This is a genomic window from uncultured Tateyamaria sp. (assembly GCF_947503465.1).
Classification (GTDB): Bacteria; Pseudomonadota; Alphaproteobacteria; order Rhodobacterales; family Rhodobacteraceae; genus Tateyamaria.
In genome coordinates this window covers 173,482-190,955 of the sequence record NZ_CANNDN010000004.1, presented here as the reverse complement: position 1 = coordinate 190,955, position 17,474 = coordinate 173,482, and the positions used below count along the sequence as shown (strand labels likewise).

General features: G+C 60.4%; 20 protein-coding genes. 13 read left to right on the top strand and 7 right to left on the bottom strand.

Annotated features, from left to right (window positions below):
- Positions 1–12: 12 nt before the first annotated feature.
- From Q0844_RS19540 to Q0844_RS19530, 3 genes are all read right to left on the bottom strand, one after another.
- Positions 13–603 (bottom strand): OsmC family protein, encoded by a 591-nt coding sequence (locus Q0844_RS19540; protein ID WP_299048554.1) that lies wholly within the window; start codon positions 601–603, stop codon positions 13–15.
- The gene (locus Q0844_RS19535) at positions 600–914 is read right to left on the bottom strand and encodes a DUF1244 domain-containing protein (RefSeq protein WP_299048552.1); all 315 of its coding nucleotides are present in this window, start codon (positions 912–914) and stop codon (positions 600–602) included. The genes Q0844_RS19540 and Q0844_RS19535 overlap by 4 nt, the downstream gene beginning before the upstream one ends.
- Before the next feature lie 79 nt (positions 915–993).
- Positions 994–1,731 carry an N-formylglutamate amidohydrolase gene (locus tag Q0844_RS19530; protein WP_299048550.1) on the bottom strand — a complete coding sequence of 246 codons (738 nt, stop codon included), beginning with the start codon at positions 1,729–1,731 and terminating at the stop codon, positions 994–996.
- Between the two features lie 99 nt (positions 1,732–1,830).
- Between Q0844_RS19530 and pyk the strand changes: the two genes are divergently transcribed.
- The 4 genes from pyk to rplT all read left to right on the top strand — a co-directional run bounded on the left by pyk (position 1,831) and on the right by rplT (position 4,256).
- A complete protein-coding gene (pyk, locus tag Q0844_RS19525) occupies positions 1,831–3,276 on the top strand; it encodes a pyruvate kinase (RefSeq protein WP_299048547.1) in 1,446 nt (481 codons plus the stop codon).
- A 29-nt stretch (positions 3,277–3,305) separates the two neighbouring features.
- Entirely contained in the window at positions 3,306–3,527 is a 222-nt protein-coding gene (locus tag Q0844_RS19520) for a hypothetical protein (RefSeq protein ID WP_299048544.1), read from the top strand.
- A gap of 144 nt (positions 3,528–3,671) precedes the next feature.
- Positions 3,672–3,872 (top strand): 50S ribosomal protein L35, encoded by a 201-nt coding sequence (gene rpmI / locus Q0844_RS19515; RefSeq protein ID WP_027263382.1) that lies wholly within the window; start codon positions 3,672–3,674, stop codon positions 3,870–3,872.
- An 18-nt stretch (positions 3,873–3,890) separates the two neighbouring features.
- Positions 3,891–4,256 (top strand): 50S ribosomal protein L20, encoded by a 366-nt coding sequence (rplT, locus tag Q0844_RS19510; RefSeq protein ID WP_189368064.1) that lies wholly within the window; start codon positions 3,891–3,893, stop codon positions 4,254–4,256.
- Positions 4,257–4,307: 51 nt separating this feature from the next.
- Here the strand turns inward: rplT and Q0844_RS19505 are convergent, their stop codons facing one another.
- A complete protein-coding gene (locus Q0844_RS19505; RefSeq protein WP_299048521.1) occupies positions 4,308–5,594 on the bottom strand; it encodes a hypothetical protein in 1,287 nt (428 codons plus the stop codon).
- Positions 5,595–5,762: 168 nt separating this feature from the next.
- Here Q0844_RS19505 and pheS point away from each other — a divergent pair, with 168 nt between their 5' ends.
- From pheS to pheT, 4 genes are all read left to right on the top strand, one after another.
- Positions 5,763–6,836 carry a phenylalanine--tRNA ligase subunit alpha gene (gene pheS, locus Q0844_RS19500; RefSeq protein WP_299048518.1) on the top strand — a complete coding sequence of 358 codons (1,074 nt, stop codon included), beginning with the start codon at positions 5,763–5,765 and terminating at the stop codon, positions 6,834–6,836.
- A 50-nt stretch (positions 6,837–6,886) separates the two neighbouring features.
- Positions 6,887–7,099: a phenylalanyl-tRNA synthetase subunit beta gene (locus tag Q0844_RS19495; protein WP_299048515.1), complete on the top strand. Its 213-nt coding sequence runs from the start codon at positions 6,887–6,889 to the stop codon at positions 7,097–7,099.
- A gap of 31 nt (positions 7,100–7,130) precedes the next feature.
- Positions 7,131–7,952 carry a polyhydroxybutyrate depolymerase gene (locus tag Q0844_RS19490; RefSeq protein ID WP_299048512.1) on the top strand — a complete coding sequence of 274 codons (822 nt, stop codon included), beginning with the start codon at positions 7,131–7,133 and terminating at the stop codon, positions 7,950–7,952.
- A gap of 86 nt (positions 7,953–8,038) precedes the next feature.
- Positions 8,039–10,435 (top strand): phenylalanine--tRNA ligase subunit beta, encoded by a 2,397-nt coding sequence (gene pheT / locus Q0844_RS19485; protein WP_299048509.1) that lies wholly within the window; start codon positions 8,039–8,041, stop codon positions 10,433–10,435.
- Positions 10,436–10,459: 24 nt separating this feature from the next.
- Here the strand turns inward: pheT and Q0844_RS19480 are convergent, their stop codons facing one another.
- Positions 10,460–11,341, bottom strand: a complete 882-nt coding sequence (locus Q0844_RS19480) for a LysR family transcriptional regulator (RefSeq protein ID WP_299048507.1) — start codon at positions 11,339–11,341, stop codon at positions 10,460–10,462.
- Positions 11,342–11,426: 85 nt separating this feature from the next.
- On the opposite strand from Q0844_RS19480, the gene Q0844_RS19475 reads away from it, so the two are divergent.
- The 3 genes from Q0844_RS19475 to Q0844_RS19465 all read left to right on the top strand — a co-directional run bounded on the left by Q0844_RS19475 (position 11,427) and on the right by Q0844_RS19465 (position 14,242).
- The gene (locus Q0844_RS19475) at positions 11,427–12,056 is read left to right on the top strand and encodes a class I SAM-dependent methyltransferase (RefSeq protein WP_299048505.1); all 630 of its coding nucleotides are present in this window, start codon (positions 11,427–11,429) and stop codon (positions 12,054–12,056) included.
- A 62-nt stretch (positions 12,057–12,118) separates the two neighbouring features.
- Entirely contained in the window at positions 12,119–12,565 is a 447-nt protein-coding gene (locus Q0844_RS19470; protein WP_299048504.1) for a YtoQ family protein, read from the top strand.
- Positions 12,566–12,637: 72 nt separating this feature from the next.
- Positions 12,638–14,242: a GMC family oxidoreductase N-terminal domain-containing protein gene (locus Q0844_RS19465; RefSeq protein WP_299048502.1), complete on the top strand. Its 1,605-nt coding sequence runs from the start codon at positions 12,638–12,640 to the stop codon at positions 14,240–14,242.
- An 86-nt stretch (positions 14,243–14,328) separates the two neighbouring features.
- Here Q0844_RS19465 and Q0844_RS19460 read toward each other — a convergent pair whose 3' ends face one another.
- Entirely contained in the window at positions 14,329–15,027 is a 699-nt protein-coding gene (locus tag Q0844_RS19460) for a glutathione binding-like protein (RefSeq protein ID WP_299048500.1), read from the bottom strand.
- 146 nt (positions 15,028–15,173) lie between these two features.
- On the opposite strand from Q0844_RS19460, the gene mscL reads away from it, so the two are divergent.
- A complete protein-coding gene (gene mscL, locus Q0844_RS19455; RefSeq protein WP_299048497.1) occupies positions 15,174–15,608 on the top strand; it encodes a large conductance mechanosensitive channel protein MscL in 435 nt (144 codons plus the stop codon).
- Between the two features lie 55 nt (positions 15,609–15,663).
- On the opposite strand, the gene ald is transcribed toward mscL, so the two are convergent.
- The gene (gene ald / locus Q0844_RS19450) at positions 15,664–16,782 is read right to left on the bottom strand and encodes an alanine dehydrogenase (protein WP_299048494.1); all 1,119 of its coding nucleotides are present in this window, start codon (positions 16,780–16,782) and stop codon (positions 15,664–15,666) included.
- A 132-nt stretch (positions 16,783–16,914) separates the two neighbouring features.
- Between ald and Q0844_RS19445 the strand changes: the two genes are divergently transcribed.
- Positions 16,915–17,373, top strand: a complete 459-nt coding sequence (locus Q0844_RS19445) for an Lrp/AsnC family transcriptional regulator (protein ID WP_299048491.1) — start codon at positions 16,915–16,917, stop codon at positions 17,371–17,373.
- Positions 17,374–17,474 lie beyond the last annotated feature (101 nt).

Below are 17,474 nucleotides of genomic sequence, written 5' to 3'. Positions count from 1 at the left end.
CTTACGTTCGCGTCACGCGCCGTTCCCGGCGTGACTGACGGTTTCCGCGCCGTTGTGCACAAGCCGGGTTGTCCACGGGATTGGATTGCGCAGGGCGAAATGGGCCATGCATGCCCCTTCGGCTTCGGCCAGTAACGCCTTGATCCTGTCGTGTGGTTCCGGGCTTTCGATCAGAACATGCGTTTCCACCAGCTCCGTTCGGCCATCTGTCATGTGCCCAAGCTCGCGCATGTGCCCGAGGTTGGTGGCAAAGCGCACCCGCTGTTCGAGTTTCAGCGATGTCACTTCGATTTTCCGGGCAGTGTAGATGTCAGTGAGATGCGTCATCAGGCAAAACCCGATGCCCGCGCAGAAATAGGCCAGTGGCGGCGGCGCCTGATCTTCGCCCACGGGGGGTTGTTCGTCGCAATAGAGCGTAAGGGGGGAGAAGCCGGGAATGTTGACGGACACGGAACCCGTCTTGTGTTGCAATGTTCCTGCTTCGGCAACGAGATTGACCTCGAATTGCAGCGGGTCCGGCGCCTTGGCCCGTTTGAACGGATCGGGTGAAAACGCGGTTGGGGTGGGCGCGTCTGTGGCCCGGGCACCGACGCGGTAGGTCACGCCTTGTCCCCGACATTTTCCGCAAAGGACGTCTTGAACGCATCTTGCTGCGCGGCGCTGGCGTCGGTCTGATAGTTGGCTTTCCAGTCCGCCATCGTCATGCCGTAGAACGTCTCGCGTGCGTCATCCTTGGACATTTCGATGCCCTTCTCTGCTGCCGCTTCCTGATACCAGCGGCTCAGGCAATTTCGGCAAAAGCCTGCAAGGTTCATCATGTCGATGTTCTGCACATCTGTCCGGTCTTCCATCAGGTGCTGACGCAGGCGGCGGAAGGCTGCGGCTTCGAGTTCGATACGGGTTTGGTCGTCCATGCGTATGGTCCTTTCTGGTGGCGTCGGACCGGGGCGCTGCCCCGGACCCCGTCGTATTTTTGGTCAGAAGAAGAGTGGGTCAGAGATTGGCGTGCAGGCGGGCCGCTTCAAGATGGGGCGCTAGAAGGTTGGCCCAGTGCTGTTGCCCCTGCGGGTCCGAGATCAGGTCCTGGCGGATCTCGATGATGACATTCGGGCGGCCCGGAACGTGGGCGTGTTGGCTCATTGCGTCACCCGGAAAAAAGCCGGCGTAGGGTGCATTGTCGCCGACCGGGCTGGACAGAACGGATTGCAGGCCGCGCATGAGAGGTTCGGCGATCCGCCGGTCCTGCGCTGACAGAACGCCGATTTCCCACGGTCTGGGCGGGCGGTTCTTGAGGCGTGGCGTAAAGCTGTGCACGGCCAGAAAGGCGACGTCACGATTGGCCGCAGTTCGGGCGATGGCGGCGTGGTAGGGGGCGTAGAGCAGATCGATGCGTCGCTGCCGCTCGGCCTCTGGCAGGACGCGGTTGCCGGGGATGATCGTGCCATCATAGAGTTGCGGGATCAGTGTCGGGTCATCCGCGCCCCGGTTCGGGTCGATCACGAGACGCGAGAAGTTTGCGCTGACCACGGGCGCGTCCAGGGCATGACCCAGCGCGCGCGCCACGCCAAGGGCGCCGATATCGATTGCGATGTGGCGTGCCATTTCGCTTTCAGGCAGGCCCAGGGTGCCGCCATTGACGTGGTTTGGCACGGCATTGGTCGCATGATCACAGGTGATCACCCACGCCCCGTTTCGGTCGGCGCCATCGATCAGAAATGGCGCATGTGTCATTTGATTGTCACGCATTGTGTCGCAGGTGTAGGCCAGTTGCCTCGGGATGTGAATTGGGCAATAAGGGCGCTGTTAGCGGTATCAGAAAAGGGCAAGATCATGCGACGCCTGCGCAACGTGAAAATCGTGGCCACCCTTGGCCCGGCCTCGGACACCTATGAAACGATCCGGGCGCTGCACGAGGCAGGCGCAGATGTCTTTCGTCTGAACATGTCTCATGGCAGCCATGATGAGATTGCCGACAAGCACGCGATCATCCGCAAGGTCGAAGAAGACACCGGATCCGCCATCGCGATTCTGGCCGACCTGCAAGGGCCCAAGTTGCGTGTGGGCGTGTTTGCGGGCGACAGCGAGATGCTGGATGAGGGGGCCAAGTTCCGCCTTGATCTGGATGAGAAGGAAGGCGACAGCAGTCGGGTCTGCCTGCCCCACCCCGAGATTTTTGCAGCCCTCGAAGTTGGCAAGACCCTGTTGGTCAACGATGGCAAGATCCGTTTGCAGGTCGAGGCGTGTGGCCCGGACTTCGCAGATTGTGTCGTGATCGCGGGCGGTGTGATCTCGAACCGCAAGGGTGTGAACGTACCGGACGTCGAATTGCCCTTGGCCGCGCTGTCGGAAAAGGACAAGGCGGACCTGAAATTCGTGGCCGAACTGGGTGTCGACTGGATTGCCCTCAGCTTTGTGCAACGTGCGGCGGATGTCGAGGAAGCAAAGGCCATGATCAAGGGCCGGGCCGCCGTCCTGTCGAAGATCGAAAAGCCCAATGCGGTCGAACGCTTTGATCATATCTTGCAAGTCAGTGACGGCATCATGGTGGCCCGCGGTGACCTGGGTGTGGAACTTCCCGTCCAGAACGTGCCTCCCATCCAGAAACGTCTGGTGCGCAAGTGCCGTCACGCGGGCAAGCCCGTGATTGTTGCGACCCAGATGCTGGAAAGCATGATCGAAAGCCCGATGCCCACACGGGCCGAGGTCAGCGATGTGGCCACGGCGATCTATGAAGGGGCTGACGCGGTCATGCTGAGCGCGGAAAGCGCAGCGGGCAGCTATCCGGTCGAAGCCGTGACAACAATGGACCGTGTCGCCGCCGAAGTCGAACAAGACCCGACCTATACCCAGATCATCGAAGCAAGCCGCAGTGCAAACCGGGCCTCGATCGCGGATGGGATTGTGGCCGCAGCGCGCGAAATTGCAGAGACCACCGATATCAAGGCCATCTGCTGTTTCACCCAAAGCGGGACGACCGCGCTTTTGGTGGCCCGCGAACGTCCCCGCGTGCCCATTCTGGCGCTGACGCCTTTGGTTCGCACCGCGCGTCGCATGACGTTGAGCTGGGGGTGCAACTGCTATGTGACCCCGACCATGGAGCGGTTCAAGGAAGCGGTGGTGGGTGCAGCGCGCGCAGCGCGCGATGGCGGGTTCGCCGAATCCGAGGATCAGATCGTTGTGACGGCGGGCGTGCCTTTCAATGTCACGGGCACAACCAACATCCTGCGCGTGGCCCCGTGCGATGAACGTTTGATTTACTCGACTGATCCAGAGTAGCGTGACCTGACTTAAGGTAAGGTCATGTTATGAGCCCTGATTTTTATCTGGTACTCGGAATTCTGATTGCCGGGTTTTCCATCCCGTCCATTCTGTCGGCGATATCGGATCGTCGTGCGCCGCGTGCGTCTGCGATCACGATCCTTATCGCAGGCGGGTTGATCCTGCTTGCCATTCAGACCCAGCCGGGTGGCTACACGCTTGAGGAAATTCCTGACGTATTTGTCCGGGTGATCGCCAGCTTCATGTGAGGCGCTGTGCGACCGCACCGGTCCGTCATCAAATCCCCTTGCCTTGACTGCCAACTGCTCGTATACGCCCATCTCGTTCCGCGCGTCCGGCCCAAGTGGCATGCCGAGTCGCGCATCTACCGCACTCAAACGATGGAGACGGAAATGCCCAAGATGAAGACCAAGTCGAGCGCCAAGAAGCGCTTCAAGGTGACCGCCACCGGTAAAGTGATGGCAGGTCAGGCCGGCAAGCGCCACGGCATGATCAAACGCACCCGCAAATTCATTCGTGACGCCCGTGGCACCACGACCCTGTCCGCCCCCGACGCGAAAATCGTCAAGGGCTTCATGCCCTACGACCGTTAAGAAGAAGGAGCAGACAACATGTCCCGCACCAAAGGTGGAACCGTCACCCACGCCCGTCACAAGAAGGTCATCAAAGCCGCCAAAGGTTACTATGGTCGCCGCAAGAGCACCTTCAAGGTCGCGCGTCAGGCCGTCGACAAGGCCAACCAGTACGCGACCCGCGACCGCCACAATCGCAAGCGCAACTTCCGCGCCCTGTGGATCCAACGGATCAACGCCGCCGTGCGCGCCCACGACGAAGCGCTGACCTACAGCCGCTTCATCAACGGCCTGAACCTGGCTGGCATCGAAGTGGACCGCAAGGTTCTGGCCGATCTGGCCGTGAACGAACCCGAGGCGTTTGCCGCGATCGTGGATCAGGCCAAGGCCCAGCTGAACGCGTAAGCGCACTCAGCATCTGAATTTTGAAAACCCCTGCCAGTCGCCGGGGTTTTTTCATGTCTGCGGGACCGCACCGATGTTGATACCGCCGCTCAGGCTGAGCGTGATCTGCTGACCCGCTTCAAGTTCCGGCGCATACATGGATGCGGCGATGTTGAACGCCTCTTGCGGTGCGCTGGTCCAGACGTCGGTGACATGGCAGCAGAAATGATCGCGGAACAGTTTGTCCGCGGCACGGGCGAAATCGGCGCGGCGGGCATTGATGTCGTCGCGGCCAAATACCCCGACCTGCGGTGTGACAATCTCGATCACCGTTTCAATCAGCCGGTTGACCAGAACCTGATCGCCATTTTCTGCCGCCGCCATGTCGGACAACCCTTCGGCAAACAACTCTGCATCGCAGGAAAACAGCGCGCCTTCATCGCAATTGATGACGCCGAGATAGAAGGCGGCATAGACTGCGGCACCGAACTGGTGCGTGTCAGACATGGCCTGTCGTGCGGCAACCTCAAGCTGTTCATAATCCCCGCCCCAACGTGGCAACAGATGGAACGCACGTTCCGCCATGGACCCCCAGCATTTCGGGTTGAGATCCAGACAAGTCTGGAAGGCGCGGTCGCGCGCTGCATCTTCCCATTCGGAAGACAGGGCAATCGTGTGCGTCACGGACGCAAGCAGATAGGACCCTTCCTTGGCCGCATCGAAATCGGACACGATTTGGTTGGCGCGGTTCAACTGCTCTTCGAACCCTCTCCACCCATCTCGGCTGACGGCGTCGGCAAGGTCACCACCGCGCCGTGCCCAGGCCAGTTCGTCATGCGCGCGGGCCAGCACGGCGGCCAGCCTTGGGTCCGTGTGATCGCGGGCGAACTCCATCTCCAATGCCTCGATGGCATCCCACGGCAGTTCCCATGCGGCCATGCCTGAACAATCGTCCTGTTCCTGCAGAAACGCATACTGCTTCCAGCGCGCTGCCCGCGACCCGGTATAGACCAACGGGTCGCCTTCCTCGTGGGCATTCACGTCGTCCCAAGCCTTGAGCTGCCGCAGGAACCCGGTCCAGTTTTCAGCCTGAATCATCCCCTGCATGTGAAGGAAAGCGCCGGGCTGCCTGGAAACCTCGGCCCGTGTTTTGGCATCCAGATGGAATTGCCCCTGGTCCATCTCGGGTACATCGGCATGGGTGCCCGTGAAGTGGTTGTTGGCCCGGTCCAAACGTAAAAGCGCGCGGGGCATCGCCCAGAACAGGATGATCGGCAAAAAGGCAAGGTTCAGGAGCAACCGGATAGGGTAGGGCAGCCTTGGAAACAGGACTTCATATTGACGGACGATGTACTGCATATCGGGCACTCCTTGCCCGGATGGGTTGAACCAAGGGTTTGCGACGGCTGTGGGACGATGCTTGGGCCAAACTGTGGCCAGCGATAGCGGTCTGCCCATTCATGTCCGGTTGCACTGGGGCCTGCAGAGCGGTAATGCGCTGTGGAACGAAACGGGGTGTTTTGCGTCATGGACGATCTCAAATCCAAGTATCTGGCCCAGATTGCCGATGCGACAGACGAACCGTCGCTGGAAGACATTCGGATTGCTGCCGTTGGCAAGAAGGGCGAAGTGGCCCTGAAAATGCGCGAACTGGGCAAGATGACAGCGGAAGAGCGTCAAGTGGCCGGTCCCGCGCTCAATGCCCTCAAGGACGAGATCAACAGCGCATTATCAGCAAAGAAAGCCGCCCTTGCGGATGCGGCACTGGACGCGCGGTTGCGCTCTGAATGGCTGGACGTCACGCTGCCCAACCGGCCCCAACGGCGCGGCACGATCCACCCGATCAGCCAAGTGACCGAAGAAGTCACGGCCATCTTTGCGGAAATGGGCTTCTCCGTCGCGGAAGGGCCGCGGATCGATACCGACTGGTACAACTTCGATGCCCTGAACATACCCGGCCATCACCCCGCACGGGCAGAGATGGACACGTTCTACATGCACCGGGCCGAGGGCGACAACCGCCCGCCCCACGTGCTGCGCACCCACACCTCGCCGGTGCAGATCCGGTCGATGGAGGCCACGGGCGCACCCACCCGCATCATATGTCCTGGCGGTGTGTACCGCGCGGATTATGACCAGACGCACACGCCCATGTTCCACCAGGTGGAAGGTCTGGCTATTGACCGCGATATCTCGATGGCCAACCTGAAATGGGTGCTGGAAGAGTTCGTGAAATCCTATTTCGAGGTGGACGGCGTCGATCTGCGCTTCCGCGCCTCGCATTTCCCCTTCACCGAGCCGTCGGCCGAGGTCGACATTCGCTGTTCGTGGGAGGGCGGCACGCTCAAGGTGGGCGAGGGTGACGATTGGCTCGAAATTCTTGGCTCTGGCATGGTGCACCCCAAGGTGCTGCAAGCGGGCGGGATCGACCCGAATGAATGGCAGGGCTTTGCCTTCGGGATGGGGATCGACCGGATTGCGATGCTGAAATACGGCGTGCCTGACCTGCGTGCGTTCTTTGACAGCGACCTGCGCTGGCTGCGCCATTATGGCTTTGCTGCTCTGGATGTGCCAACACTGCACGGCGGTCTGAGCCGCTAGAATAGCTGACATCCATTGCGCATGGCCTGATCTGCGCTATGTCGCGCTGCATGCGCAAATGGCTTGTCCTGACCCTTGTCACACTGATCGTGATCGCCCATGTTTTTCTTTGGCGATCGGACATGCCCGCGCATCTCAAGCTGACGTTCACCGTCATCAATGCCGCGGGTTGGACCATTGTCCTGGCGCCCATCCTGTTGATCGACCGGTGGCTGGACGCCATTCAGCGCCGCAACCGCGATGACCACGACAATGTGACGTGACACGACCGCTGGTGTGGATAGCTTGCGCCCCATGAACCGATTGATTTGCCTGCTTGCGCTGTGCTGCGCAGCACCGTTTTTCGCCAGCGCTGACACGCAACGCGATGTGTGTCATCTGGATGTGCCCTGCACGTTGGGGGACAGGTCGTACCATGTGAAGGAACCGGACGGATGGGATGGCAGCAGCCCGATGCCCGTGCTGATCCACTTCCATGGGTGGCAACGCACAGGTGCCTTGCCTGTGCAGCACCAGCGTATTTCAGGTGCGACGCGGCGACGGGGCGTATTGCTGATCGCGCCGAACGGCAATCGCAAGACCTGGAACATGTGGTATCCCGAGACCGAGGATGTCCAGTTCGCCGCGGACGTGCTGGAAGACGTGATCAGGCGCTACCCCGTCGACACCAACAACATCTATCTGTCCGGTTATTCCTACGGGTCCATCATGGCCTGGCGGGTTGCTTGCGACCGGGGGACCGAGATGAATGTGCGCGCCCTGCTGGGAATTTCCGGAACCATCGGTCAATCCGAAGACTGTGCGCAGGCCCCGAAAGAAGCACGCCATGTACATGGCCTGAAGGACAATGTGCTGGACTTTCCCTATGGCCCGCAGGGCGAGACGGACTACCCGGTGTTCCTGTGGCGCAATCAACTTGGCTGTTCGCAGGAAGCGACGGACGGGGGCGACTGGTCCGCGGTCGAGTTTCTGACCCTGACCCGGACCGAATGGCGCGCGTGCACCAATGGCACCAAGGTCGCCCTGGATGTGCACCCCGGTGGCCACTTTATCCCGCATGGTTGGATCGCACGACAGTTGGACGAACTGCTGGGGCGCACGCCGGTCTTTCCCTGACAGGCGCCGTTCGCCTGCGCCACGCTTGCACCTTGGTGCGATCTTTGCCATTGCAGGCGCGTATTTGAACGCAGGGGATACGCCCGATGAAATTCACGCTCAGCTGGCTCAAGCAGCATCTCGATACGACCGCGTCGGTGGACGAGATCACCTATGCGCTGACCGATCTTGGCCTTGAGGTCGAGGGGGTCGAGGACCGTGGGGCGAAGCTGGCCGACTTTACCATCGGCAAGGTGCTGAGCGCCGAGAAACACCCCGATGCGGATCGGTTACGCGTGTGTCAGGTTGCGACCGACGAAGGCACCAAACAGATCATCTGTGGCGCGCCCAATGCCCGCGAAGGGATCACCGTCGTTGTGGCCAAGCCCGGTGTCTATGTGCCCGGTATCGACACCACCATTGGCGTTGGCAAAATTCGGGGTATCGAGAGCTTTGGCATGATGGCGTCCGAGCGTGAGATGGAACTGTCGGACGAACATGACGGTATTATCGAGTTGCCCAGTGGCGACGTGGGCGACCGCTTTGTCGATTGGCTCGCCGAAAACGACCCGTCCAAGGTGGACCCGGTGATCGAGATTGCGATCACGCCCAACCGTCCCGACGCGCTTGGCGTACGTGGTATCGCCCGCGATCTGGCGGCGCGCCGTCTGGGGACAATGCGCCCCAACCCTGTCCCAGCCGTCGAAGGCGCTTTTGTCTCTGACATAACGGTCAGCATCGACAACGATACCTTGGATGGATGCCCGGCGTTTTTTGGTCGTTTGATCAAGGGTGTGCAGAACGGCCCCAGCCCCGCCTGGTTGCAGGACCGGTTGCGCGCCATCGGGTTGCGCCCGATTTCGTTCCTGGTCGATGTCACGAACTACTTCACATACGATCTGAACCGCCCCTTGCACGTGTTCGATGCTGACAAGGTTTCGGGCAACCTGCGGGTGCATCGCGCGGCGGGGGGCGAGGCTATCGTGGCCCTGGATGAAAAGACTTACACCCTGCAGCAGGGCCAGATGGTGATTTCGGATGACAATGGGCCCGAAAGCATTGCCGGGATCATGGGCGGTGCCGAAACAGGGTGTACCGAAGAAACGGTAAACGTCCTTGTCGAAAGCGCCTATTGGGATCCTGTGCAGATCGCATATGCCGGGCGCGCGCTGAAGATCAATTCCGATGCGCGCTACCGGTTCGAGCGTGGCGTTGATCCCGCCTTTACCCCTGTCGGGCTGGATCACGCATGCGCAATGATCCTGGAACATGCTGGCGGAACGGTGTCGAACATGATCAGTGCAGGTGCCATCCCGGACACCAGCCGCGCCTTCCGTCTGAATGCGGCCCGCGTCCAAAGCCTGGTTGGCATGGACATTCCCGAAAGCGAACAGCGCCAGACGTTGACAGCCCTTGGCTTTCAATTGGAAGGCGACATGGCGCATGTGCCCAGCTGGCGCCCGGACGTCCTGGGTGAAGCCGACCTTGTCGAGGAAGTGGCACGCGTTGCATCGCTGACCAAGCTGAAGGGCAAGCCCTTGCCCAGGCTGACCGCAGGTGTGCCGAAGCCGGTCATGACAGCACTCCAGCGCCGAGAACAGATTGCGCGCAGGACCGCCGCAGCACTTGGGTACAACGAATGCGTAACTTACAGCTTCATTGACCAAGCGTCGGCCGCACTGTTTGGCGGTGGTGGCGACAATGCGATGCTGGAAAATCCGATTTCGAGCGATATGAGTCACATGCGCCCCGCCTTGCTGCCGGGCTTGCTGCAGGCTGCGGCGCGCAATCAGGCACGTGGCTTTGCCGACCTTGCCCTGTTCGAGGTTGGGCCGGCCTTCCACGGTGGTGAGCCCGGTGAGCAGCATTTGCTGGTCTCGGGCCTGTTGGTTGGCCGGACGGGGCCCAAGGACGTGCATGGCGCTTCGCGACCGGTTGATGTCTACGACGTCAAGGCCGATGCAGAGACGATCCTTGCCGCCATCGGGGCGCCTGCCAAAGTGCAGATCATGCGTGGTGCGCAGGATTGGTGGCACCCGGGCCGGCATGGCAGGATTTGTCTTGGGCCGAAAAAGGTGATGGGTGTGTTCGGAGAACTGCACCCCCGTGTGCTTGAGGCAATGGATGTCAAAGGGCCGGCGATGGCCTTCACCCTTTGGCCTGACGAGGTACCTTTGCCCCGCAAAAGCGGCGCGACCAAAGGGGCCCTGGACATCAGCGACCTTCAATCCGTCGAACGTGATTTTGCGTTCGTCGTAGATGCCGAAGTCGAGGCGCTGACGCTGGTCAACGCAGCCATGGGCGCGGACAAGTCTCTGATCGAGGACGTGCGCGTGTTTGACGAGTTCATCGGCGGCAGTCTGGGCGAGGGTAAAAAATCCCTGGCGTTGACCGTGCGTCTGCAACCGAAAGACGCGACACTGAAGGATGCCGATATCGAGGCCGTTGCGCAAAAGGTTGTTGAAAAGGTCACAAAGGCGACAGGCGGAGTTCTGCGGGGATAGATCCTGAACGCTTGGCTGACCAGTTCAGGTGTCGCTCAACATGTCTGCCAGCAGGTCAAAGACCAGTCTGATCCGTTTGCTTGTGTGCAATTCGCGGTGGGTGACCAGCCACACCGGAAAGCTGAGGTCGGTAACCCCGTCCAGCAATCGTACTGCATCATCAAATTGGTCGCCGATATGGTCGGACATCGGGAAGATGCCGAAACCCTTGCGCATCAACTCCCATGTGGTGATGCCGCTGGTGGACCCTGACCGAAGGTTCGCGGGGCTGACGGGAATGCCGTATTCGGCCATGGCCGCAATGTACATGTCGTCATCGGACATGCTGATGAAATCGTGGTCCTTGAGGTCTGCGACAGTGGCCGGAAGACCACGCGCCGCGACATAGGATTTTGAGGCATAAAGATGCGCGGACGAGTCGCCGATCTTGCGGGCAATCAGGTCCGGTTCCGTTGGGCGCACATGACGGATGGCGATGTCTGCCTCGCGTTTGAGGATGTCGCGAATGTCGTTCGCGGCAATAACATCAATGCGCAGGCGCGGCGCCAGACCGCGGAGCGTCAGGAGCGTGTCTGGCAAGACATAGGCGCTCATCATGTCCGACGCCGTCACGCGGATCGTGCCGTCAAGACCTTGGGTCCGCCCCTGGGCAATGACGTTGATCCGGGCTGCCGCCTCCCCCATCTTGCGCGCTTCGACCAGCAGATCCCGCCCCGCATCCGTCAATGTCATGGTCCGGGGCGTGCGCTCGAACAAGGCAAGCTGCAATTCTTCTTCCAACGCTGCGACTTGTCGACCCACGGTCGGTTGGGTCAGCCCAAGATCGCGGGCGGCTGCCGACAATGATCCGGCGTCGGCCGTCGCAAGGAAGGCGCGCAAATGGGTCCAGTCAAAGCCTTTGGTCATGCAGATTCGTATACATACACTGCGGAATTCGTCAATTTCGCGGGAATTCCTTGTGCCGTATATGCACAACTGAAGGAGAAAAGCGATGAAAACAGACGCACAGTTTTGGGATCGGATTGCGGTGAAATACGCGGCCCAACCCCTGAGCGACCCCAATGCCTATGAGCTGACGCTCGAGCGGGTCGTGTCCTACTTGAAACCGACCGACCGGGTTCTGGAACTTGGATGTGGCACCGGCACGACGGCCCTGCGCCTAGCACCTCATGCGGGGTCGATCCTCGCCACAGACTTCTCCGAAGGCATGATCGCTCAGGCAGAGGCGAAACCGGCTGTGGACAACGTCCGTTTTTTGCAGGCTGATCCATTCAGCGCGGCGTTAAAACCCGGCCAGTACGACGTTGTCGTTGCGTTCAACCTGTTTCACCTGATGGAGGACATCGATGCAGCGCTGGCGCAGGTGCACACGCTGTTGGCACCGGGCGGGCTGTTCATCTCGAAATCGCCCTGCCTGGCAGAGCGATCGCTTGGGGTGAAGTTCGGTCTCATGAAGCGGCTGATCCCGATGATGCAGCTTGTCGGCAAGGCACCATATGTCCGGTTTGACACGATCGAAGGCACGGAACGGCGTATTTCCGCAGCGGGATTCGAGATCGTTGAAACGGGCAACTATCCGGTGCGTCCGCCCAATCATTTCGTGGTGGCCCGGCGCTTCTGACCTCTTGCCTTTGCGGCGCCATGATGCACGTAAAGGCGTGCCAGACACGAAGGAGCCAAACGATGCTGAATGTATATCTTTCCGGAGAAATCCATACCGATTGGCGAGAGCAGATCATCGACGGGGCACAAGGTTTGGACGTCACCTTTTCTGCACCGGTGACCGATCATGCAGCCAGCGACGATTGCGGTGTGGCGATCCTTGGGACCGAAGAAAACAAGTACTGGCATGATCACAAGGGCGCGATGGTCAACGCGATCCGCACGCGCAAGGGCATAGCGGACGCTGATGTGGTCGTGGTCCGTTTTGGCGATCAGTACAAGCAATGGAATGCAGCCTTTGATGCAGGTTATGCAGCGGCACTGGGTAAGTCCCTGATTATCCTGCACGGCCCCGATCACGCGCATGCCCTGAAAGAAGTCGATGCTGCCGCGCTTGCCGTTGCGGAAGAACCGGCGCAAGTGGTCAACATCCTGCGATACGTCCTGACGGGCACGCTGCCGTCCTGATCCAGGCGACCCCGGGTCACTCTTGTGCGACCTCACGCGCGCTCCTAGCCTTTGGACAAGGGAGAAGCGCGCATGAAATTCGATTACGTGATTGTGGGTGGCGGATCAGCCGGGTGCGTGATGGCGTCGCGGCTAAGCGAGGACCCGACGGTTTCTGTTTGCCTGATCGAGGCTGGCGGAAACGGGCGCGACATTTTCGTGCGCGCGCCAGCCCTTGTGGCCGGGATGATCTCTGGCCGCCCCAAGATCAACAACTGGGCCTTTCATACCGAGCCGCAGCCCGAATTGAATGGCCGACGCGGGTTCCAGCCGCGCGGCCGTACCTTGGGCGGTTCAAGCGCGATCAACGCGATGCTTTATGTGCGCGGCCATCGCAGGGACTACGACGAATGGGCAGAACTTGGGGCGGAAGGCTGGGATTGGGACAGTGTGCTGCCCTATTTCAAGCTGTCAGAAGGCAATGTTCGCGGCAACGATGATTTGCATGGTGCGGATGGTCCATTGCAAGTTACCGAGCAATCAGAGCCGCGCCCCATCGCCCACGCCTTTGTCGAGGCCGCTTCCCAGCAACAACTGCGCGTCACGGATGATTTCAACGGCGAACGGCAAGAAGGTGTGGGCCTGTATCAGGTCACACAGCATCACAGCGGGGCCGCGCGCGGAGAGCGGTGTTCCGCGGCGGCAGCCTACTTGCCCGACGCGGTGCAGGCGCGGGTCAATCTGACCATACTTACCCGTGCAATGGCCGAGAAAGTTGAGATGGACGGCAAGCGCGCCATCGGTGTGCGCATCAAGCACAAGGGCCAGGTAAAGCTGGTTGAAGCCGGGCGCGAAGTGATCCTGTCCGGCGGCGCCTTCGGGTCACCGCAACTGCTTATGCTGTCGGGCATTGGCCCGCGTGACGAACTGGCCGCGCACGGTATCGACGTTGTGCATGAATTGCCCGGCGTTGGGCAGAACCTTCAGGATCATCTGGACTACATTCTCAGCTACCGCTCAAAACGTGATGATGTCGTGGGGCTGGGGCCGAAAGGGTTGGTGGCGCTTGCGAAGGCGGGGATGCAGTGGCGCAAGGATGGCACTGGCCTGTTCGCCTCTCCCTTTGCCGAGGGTGGGGCGTTCATGCGATCAGATCCTTCGGCGGCGCGCCCGGACTTACAGCTGCATTTCGTGGTTGGTATCGTTGACCAGCACATGCGCAAGATCCACGTCAAGTTCGGCTATTCCTGCCACGTGTGCGTGTTGCGGCCGCACAGCCGCGGTGTGGTGGGATTGAGGTCGTCTGATCCGTCTGCGGCGCCGCGTATCGACCCATGTTACCTGAGCGATCGGCGCGACCTGGACCTGATGATGAAGGGGGCACGGCAGATGGAGAACATCCTGACCGCGCCGCCCCTTGATCCCTGGCGTGGCGCGCAACTTTATCCCCACGACGGAAGTGACGCCGGGCTGGAAGCAGACATCCGCGCGCGCGCTGACACGATTTATCACCCCGTCGGGACGTGTCGGATGGGGCGGGACGCGCTTGCCGTCACGGATCCGTCAGGTGTGGTGCACGGGGTAGAGGGGTTGCGTGTCGTGGATGCGTCCCTGATGCCGCGGTTGATTGGTGGGAACACCAACGCGCCCACCATCATGATGGCCGAGAAGATCAGCGCAGGCATGCGCGCTGCATAACCAAAAGGCACGCCTGACAGCGATGCGATCCTGTGTTGCTTGGGGGCTCTGCCCCCAAACCACGATGCTGTCAGCCGAAAGAAGGATCAGGGGCGCGGCGGGATATTCTTGCCCTTTTCCACGGCAGGACGGGCCATGAAACGATCCAGGTACGCGACGAGGTTCTTGTGGTCGTCCCAGCCGACCATTTCCTTGGCCTCGTAAAAGTTCAGGGCGTTGAGCCATGGCGCAATTGCGATGTCGGCGATCGAAAACTGGCCGGTGATCCAATCCTTGCCCGACAGTTCCTTGTCCAGCACGGCCAACAGGCGTTTGCCTTCATCCACATAGCGTTGTTGCGGGCGCTTGTCGTCCCATTGGCTGCCCGCGAATTTCACGAAAAAGCCCATTTGCCCCAACATCGGTCCCAGGCCACCCATCTGGAACATCAGCCACTGGATCGTCTTGGCCTTGTCGCTGGCGGTCTCGCCCATCAGCTTGCCGGATTTTTCGGCCAAGTAGATCAGGATCGCACCGGATTCAAACAGACCAATTGGGGTGCCGTCCGGGCCGTTGGGGTCAATGATCGCAGGGATCTTGTTGTTCGGGTTCAGCGACAGGAATTCCGCGCTTTTGACATCCGCATCCGCAAGCGTGACCAGATGCGCCTCGTAGGGGATACCCGTCTCCTCCAACGCGATGGACGCTTTGACCCCGTTCGGGGTTGGAAACGAAAACAGCTGCAAGACCGACGGGTCCTTTGGTGTCCATTTCTGGGTGATGGGAAAGGCGCTGAGGTCAGCCATGGGACGTCTCCTTTGAACTATGGGTCCGACATAGGCGAATTTCCCCCCCAAAATAGTCTTTGCCATGTGAAAAGATGTGTTAACCAATGTTTGCACGCGCACATAAAAACAAAATAAAGCGTGCGGAAGCCAACAAGGGACTAAATATGCTAAACGAGTTCAAGGATTTCATCGCCAAGGGCAATGTCATGGACATGGCCGTCGGGATCATAATCGGCGCGGCCTTTACCGCGATTGTCACATCGCTGGTCGGTGACCTCATCAACCCGATCATCGGTCTGTTCACGGGTGGTCTCGACTTCACCAACAACTACGTCGTGCTGGCCGGCGACGTTGCCGCAGGTTCGTCTTTGGAAGCGGCCCGTGACGCAGGTGCAGCCGTGTTCGCCTATGGTGCGTTTTTGATGGCCGTCATCAACTTTCTGATTATCGCCTTCGTGGTGTTCATGCTGGTCCGCTATGTCAACAAGGTCAAAGCAGCCGCTGAGACACAGAAAGAGGAAGCGCCCGCAGAGGATCCCGGCCCAAGCGAATTGGATATCCTGATGGAGATTCGCGATCAGTTGGCCAAACAGGGCTGATCTGAATTTGAGTGTCAGAGCGCCGCGCGCAATCATCGCGCGCGGCGCCTTGCGTTCAGGTCTTGAGCGCCAGCGCCGGAGACATCACGTCAATCCCCAGCGCCTTGCCAACCGCGTAATATGTCAGCTTTCCCTGATGGACATTCAGGCCCGCCAGTAGGTGGGGGTCATCCTCGCACGCTTGGCGCCAGCCCTTGTCGGCGAGCGCCAGCATGTAGGGCATGGTGGCATTCCCCAGGGCAATCGTGGACGTCCGGGCCACCGCGCCGGGCATGTTGGCAACGCAGTAATGCATGATCCCGTCCACATCATAGATCGGATCATCGTGCGTCGTTGCGCGCGAGGTTTCAAAGCAACCGCCTTGATCAATCGCAACGTCGACGATGGCGGCGCCGGGTTTCATCGTGGACAGTTGATCGCGTGTAACCAGCTTGGGTGCCGCGGCGCCCGGGATCAGAACCGCGCCGACCACCATGTCTGCTTCGGCCACGAGTTCCGCCGTGTTCCCGGCGCTGGCGTAGCTGGTCTTGAACAGGCCCGAAAACGCATCGTCCAGATAACGCATGCGGGATAGCGACCGGTCCATTACCGTCACGTCTGCCCCCATGCCTGCCGCCACACGCGCCGCATGTGTGCCCACGACGCCGCCGCCGATAACCACGACCCGCGCAGGACCGACGCCCGGGACCCCGCCCATAAGCACACCGCGCCCACCATTTGCCTTTTGCAGCGTCCATGCACCGACCTGAGGGGCCAGGCGACCTGCAACTTCGGACATCGGTGCCAGAAGTGGCAAACCGCCCTGCGCATCCGTAACGGTTTCGTACGCGATCGCTGTGCAGCCTGATGCCAACAGATCGTGGGTTTGGTCCGGGTCCGGCGCAAGGTGCAAGTAGGTGAACAAAAGCTGACCGTCACGCAGCATCTTTCGTTCGGCGGCTTGCGGCTCCTTCACTTTGACAATCATGTCCGCAGCGTCAAAAACATCATGCGCGGTGTCCAGGATCTGTGCCCCGGCGGCGATGTAATCCTGATCCGTGAACCCGGCCCCCAAGCCCGCGCCCGCCTGAACAGACACAATGTGCCCGTGTGCGACCGCCTCGCGTGCGGCATTCGGCGTCAACCCGACGCGGTACTCCTGGGCCTTGATCTCTGTTGGGCAGCCAATATGCATGTTGATCCTCCTCTGGCCCGAGAAGGGTCGCGCATTTCACTTGCAATCTGACACCGGAAATGGATCGTGTTACCGCACAACAGTCGTAGAAATGTGCGTTCAGACGTACAAATGTCGGAGAAAAGTGCGTCGATGGCTCTTGATTCAACAGATCGCCGTATCCTGATTGCCTTGCAAAAGCAGGGACGCATGTCCAATGCCGATCTGAGTGACGCTGTGCATCTTTCGCCGTCGGCGTGCCACAGGCGTGTCCAGCGATTGGAACAGGCGGGCTACATTCGGGACTATGTCGCCTTGCTGGACGCCCGAAAGATGGGGGTGCCCACGACCGTTTTTGTGGAAATCACCTTGCAGGGTCAGGCAGACGAAGTGCTCGAGGCCTTTGAGAAGGCGGTGGCACGGATTCCCGATGTCCTGGAATGTCACCTGATGGCAGGGACCGCGGATTACATTCTGAAGGTCGTTGCGGAAGGGACCGAAGATTTTGCGCGCATTCACCGTCAGCATCTGGCCCGGTTGCCGGGCGTTGCCCAGATGCAGTCCAGTTTTGCCCTGCGGACCGTGTTCAAAACGACAGCCTTGCCTGTCTGATCTGGGCGCTGTTGTGCATGCCATATCGTTTGCGCCCGGGCAGATCGCAGGACGCAACAGATGCATCCCGCAGGCTTTTTAACCCGCAAAGCAAGGTTGTA